This window comes from Faecalimonas hominis (assembly GCF_054660755.1).
Map to the genome: position 1 here is coordinate 1 of NZ_BAAHSH010000013.1, position 4,528 is coordinate 4,528.

Annotated in this window: 4 protein-coding genes and 1 other RNA gene; 4 read left to right on the plus strand and 1 reads right to left on the minus strand. The window is 40.0% G+C overall.

From position 1 onward, the window contains the following. Nucleotides 1-164, minus strand: a 164-nt coding sequence (locus ACYQ35_RS02105; protein WP_459829704.1) for a transposase, incomplete at its 3' end; no start/stop codon positions are given. 109 nt (nt 165-273) lie between these two features. Here ACYQ35_RS02105 and ACYQ35_RS02110 point away from each other — a divergent pair. From ACYQ35_RS02110 to ACYQ35_RS02125, 4 genes are all read left to right on the plus strand, one after another. Continuing rightward, a complete protein-coding gene (locus tag ACYQ35_RS02110; RefSeq protein WP_459829712.1) occupies nt 274-1,950 on the plus strand; it encodes a transglutaminase-like domain-containing protein in 1,677 nt (558 codons plus the stop codon). 18 nt (nt 1,951-1,968) lie between these two features. Then, a non-coding RNA gene (gene ssrS, locus ACYQ35_RS02115) (6S RNA) lies at nt 1,969-2,151 on the plus strand. Between the two features lie 110 nt (nt 2,152-2,261). Continuing rightward, nucleotides 2,262-3,575, plus strand: coding sequence for a SpoIID/LytB domain-containing protein (locus ACYQ35_RS02120; protein ID WP_459829715.1), 1,314 nt, complete (start codon nt 2,262-2,264; stop codon nt 3,573-3,575). A 115-nt stretch (nt 3,576-3,690) separates the two neighbouring features. After that, nucleotides 3,691-4,506, plus strand: a complete 816-nt coding sequence (locus ACYQ35_RS02125; RefSeq protein WP_459829721.1) for a YihY/virulence factor BrkB family protein — start codon at nt 3,691-3,693, stop codon at nt 4,504-4,506. Nucleotides 4,507-4,528: the final 22 nt, after the last annotated feature.

The window sequence follows — 4,528 nt, forward strand, 5'->3', positions numbered from 1 at the left end:
CGGCTTTCAATATCACCTGTTTCACGCAGTTCTTTCTGCCAGCGTGATAAAGTCTGCTGACTGATTCCTAAATTTGTAGCACAGCCCTGCAGTCCTAAGGTCTTGTGATCATGATAATACTGGACTGCATCCAGCTTAAATTGTTTGTCATAGTGCTTTGCCATAATGAGATCCTCCTTCAGTGCGGTACCTACATTGTACCATAATTTTTCTTATAAGGAATTCTCATTTTGACTTGTACTATTTATATTCTAACACCAGGCATTTGGAATAATGACAGTCAGTTTGATTACTTTTTGCATACCGTTTATGGCAGGGGAAGAGCCGGGAATAAAGACGCTTATATGTGTCGGTGTTACGATAATAACGGCGGGGTTTGCCGGCGGGAAAGGAATTACAGGAAAAGACAAAATAATAGTCAGACGACTGGGAATAGCGGTGGGAATTTTATCCGTCATTGTCGGAGGACTTCTTTTTGAACCTTCCATTGAGAAAGAGTTAGGGCACACGAAGAAGTATAAAGAAGATATACTCAGTTTTTTAAACAGAAAGAAGTCCGATATATTTCCGGGCGATAGAGGTGTAGGAGGAATAAATGGCGGAAAACTGGGAAGAGTTGGTAAACTGGAACAGGACAATACAGCGGATTTGAAAGTGACCGTAGGAAAGAAACCGACACAAAGAATGTATTTACAGGGATTTATCGGGGAAAACTATACGGGGCACGAATGGGAAGAAATAGAGGGGTATGTAGAGACCGGAAGAACATATTCTCTGATATCTTACTTGGGAATATTTGATTATGCAATGGATACAATAGAGATTGAATATATTGATGTGAACAAAAAGTATGATTATCAGCCATATGGAAGTTCATTTTATTCGAGTTATAATAAGATGATCGGCAACAAACGGACGATGAACTATTATACATATGAACTTTTAAAAACTTTTCCTGCTTTGGAGGAATGGAATAAACTGAAAGACGTATATGGAGAGAATTTGGAATCAAAATATACGACAGTTGAAAGGGAAGTTATAGATAACTTTTCGGGGCAGGTGGAAAGTTTTATACATGGAACGGATATAGATACAGTTGCCCGGGAGATAGCAACACTTTTAGATAACAGGACAGATTATTCGCTGAATCCCGGTAAAACTCCTGTCGACAGAGATTTTGCGGAATATTTCTATTTTGAGAATCGAAAAGGATATTGTACCCACTATGCGACAACGGCAGCGCTACTGTTCCGATTAAAAGGAATTCCGGCGAGATATGTTGAGGGATATGCCATTGAACCGGACGAGTTTAAAAAACAGAAAGATGGAAGATATACAGCGGTAGCGACCGGAAGAAATGCTCATGCGTGGGCGGAAGTGTTTTATCCGGAAGGAAGCTGGCTTCCTGTAGAAACAACGCCCGGATATACGAAAAATGAAACACCGATGGAAGAAGAAAACATAGATCGGGAAACGAACGGACCGACTTCTCAGAAGAATGAACAGCAGAAAGAAGAAAATTTGGAAAAGCAAAAGAAGGAGAAAAAGGAAGAGTCGAAAGAAGAAAAGAAAAAGGAACAGACAAATATGTTTCCGATTGTTATAAGTGCCGTTGGCGGAGTGCTGATTGCGGCAGGGATAAGTTCGGTTTTCCTTCTTAAAAGGAAGAAAAAAAAGAGAAGAAGAGTGACAGGATTTAACGAAGAGATTCAGGAACTGTTCCATCAGATTTACCGAAAACTTTTGCGAAAGAAAAAAATAACCGGAAATGAGGAATTGAATCAGGAGTTTGTGGAGAAAATATGTACTGCTTATCCATCGATTTCCACTGAAATGGGAGAACAGATGTTGGATATTGTATACCGCGCAAACTACGGAAAAGACAGTCTGCCAAAAGAAGATTGCATGCTCTTAAAAAGGATATTATTACTACTTGAAAAAGAGAAATAGATGATTTATAATGTATTTACAGACCTGAAATGTTCGATAACTTCTGTTATTTTGAACCTACAATACTTTAAACGGGATTCCTATATCTCTGTAATATGTCAGGCCTCCATTCTTGCAGTGGAAGACAGAAAAGCAGATGCGGTCGCCCACCTAGCGGACTGCTAGGAGTCAAAATACAGAACCCGGCATTTTGGGGATAACAAAAGATGAAGGCAGTTGCAGTAATGCAACTGCTTATTTTTTGCAGATAAAATAAGAATGAAGCAGAAAAAGGAAACATACATATAGAGAAAAAGGACAAGAGGTAGAACGTGAAGAAATGGTGTAAAAGCAATGTGGTATATTATGGGCTGGGACTTTGTATGTGTGTATGTTTAAGTGTAGGGCTGTTGAGTCTTCTTGTGGATAAAGAAATAAAGGAAAGGAAGCGTCCGTATCCGATAAAATCGGTGCAGGAGGAAGAAAATGAGAGTGGAAAGGAAAAAGCTATTCGCGTAGTCATCAAAACGAACGGATTTAAAGAGGTGGAACATAAAGAGGTGGTTGTCAGGGCGAAATCGGGAATGTGTATCCGTTCTGATGCTCAGACGAGAGAATGTAAACCGAATGAGGAAATAAAAATTTTACCCGACGATAAAATGTTTCAAAAAGGTGCAATACAGATTTTACCTAAGGAGGGTGGGGATAAGATAAATATTGTTTCCTTAAAACGGGGGTACGGTGCGCCTGAATATAGAGGAAAGTTGGAACTGCATTCTACGGAAAAGGGTATTGCAATAGTAAATGAACTTCCGCTGGAAGAATACTTATATGCTGTCGTGCCAAGTGAGATGCCTGACTCCTATTCTCTTGAAGCGCTGAAAGTGCAGGCGGTCTGTGCAAGAAGTTATGCGGAAAAACAGACAAAAGGATTTGCGTATCCACAATATAAAGCGCATGTTGATGACAGTACGGAATATCAGGTGTATGGAAATTCCAGAGAGCAGGAAAGCACAATTCGCGCAGTGAATGAGACGAAAGGGGAAAAGGTATGGTATAACGGTGAGGTTGCCACAACATATTACTTCTCCACATCTTGTGGGAAAACGACAACTTCGGAAGCGTGGGGCAGTCAGAGAACAAAGCAGAATGCATATCTTTGTTCGATTGATGTGGCGGAAAACGGAAAGGCGTACGAAAAGGATTTGCCGTGGTATCGCTGGTCGGCAAAAATACCGGAAAAAGTTTTGGAAAATCTGATTGAGAAAAACACAAAAACAGATATAGGAAAGTTATGTAATGTACAGGTGACAAAGAGAGGAGAGGGAAACGTTGCGCTTCAACTTGTTGCCACGGGGGACAAGAAAAAAGTTACTGTGGACACGGAAAATAAAATTAGAAGAGCGTTAGGCGGTGACGGATATTTATTGGAGCGTCAGGACGGAAAAAAGGTGAAAAGTATGGAACTTTTACCAAGCGCTTTCTTTGAGATAAAAAAACAGGGGAAGGAATATGTTCTTACGGGTGGAGGATATGGACACGGCATCGGAATGAGTCAGACCGGAGCGAATGAAATGGCAAAGAGGGGGAAAAACTATAAAGAAATTTTAAGTATATTTTATAAGAATATAGAAGTGAGAAAATAGATTTCCACAGAGAAACTTGAAGAAAAAATAAAATCGTGTTATGATTCCATAATAGCCGAAGTTGGCATAAGTTGTGCCGATTTTGATTTTTATGAAAGAGAGCGGGGAGTGGCCGGTGAAAAAATGGTTGAAAAAAATAAATCAGTTATTGGCAGCAGATGCGAATGACCATACAAGTGCATACGCTGCAATGTCAGCGTTCTTTTTCGTGCTTTCTTTAATTCCGATTATTTTACTGCTGCTTACTCTCGTACAATATACTTCGCTGACAAAAGTGGACGTTATGTCGGCAGTTGCGCAGGTTGTTCCGGACTCCATTACGCCTACCATTTTGGCGATTGTCAATCAGGTATATAATCAGTCGGCAGCAGTCATTCCGATTACCATTCTTGTGGCGCTCTGGTCAGCGGGGAGAGGAGTTTTGGCAGTTACTTCAGGGCTGAACTGGATTTATGGCAGTCGCGAAACGAGAAATTATTTTTATTTGCGTATAAGAGCCACGTTTTATACGGTACTGTTTATTGTTGTCATTGTGCTGACGCTTGTTGTGCTGGGATTTGGTAACAGTATCAGTTTGTTCGTGGAAGCGCATATCCCGTTGGCTTCGCACATTACAAAATTTATGATTGAAATCAGAACGATAGCCGCATTTTTTGCGCTGCTGGTCTTTTCGCTTTGCATTTATAAATTCCTGCCAAACAGAAGGGATAAATTTCTGTCACAACTTCCCGGTTCATTATTTACGTCGGTTGGCTGGCTCCTTACATCTTTCTTTGTATCAAAATACATGGAAATTTTCAAAGGATTTGAAGATATGTATGGAAGTCTGACAACAATTGTCCTAATTATGTTGTGGTTATATTTTTCAATGTATATTATGCTTCTTGGCGGAAAAGTGAATGTGTATTTTCAGGGAAAAGGGGATAAATAAATATCTGTCAACCATTTTTGAT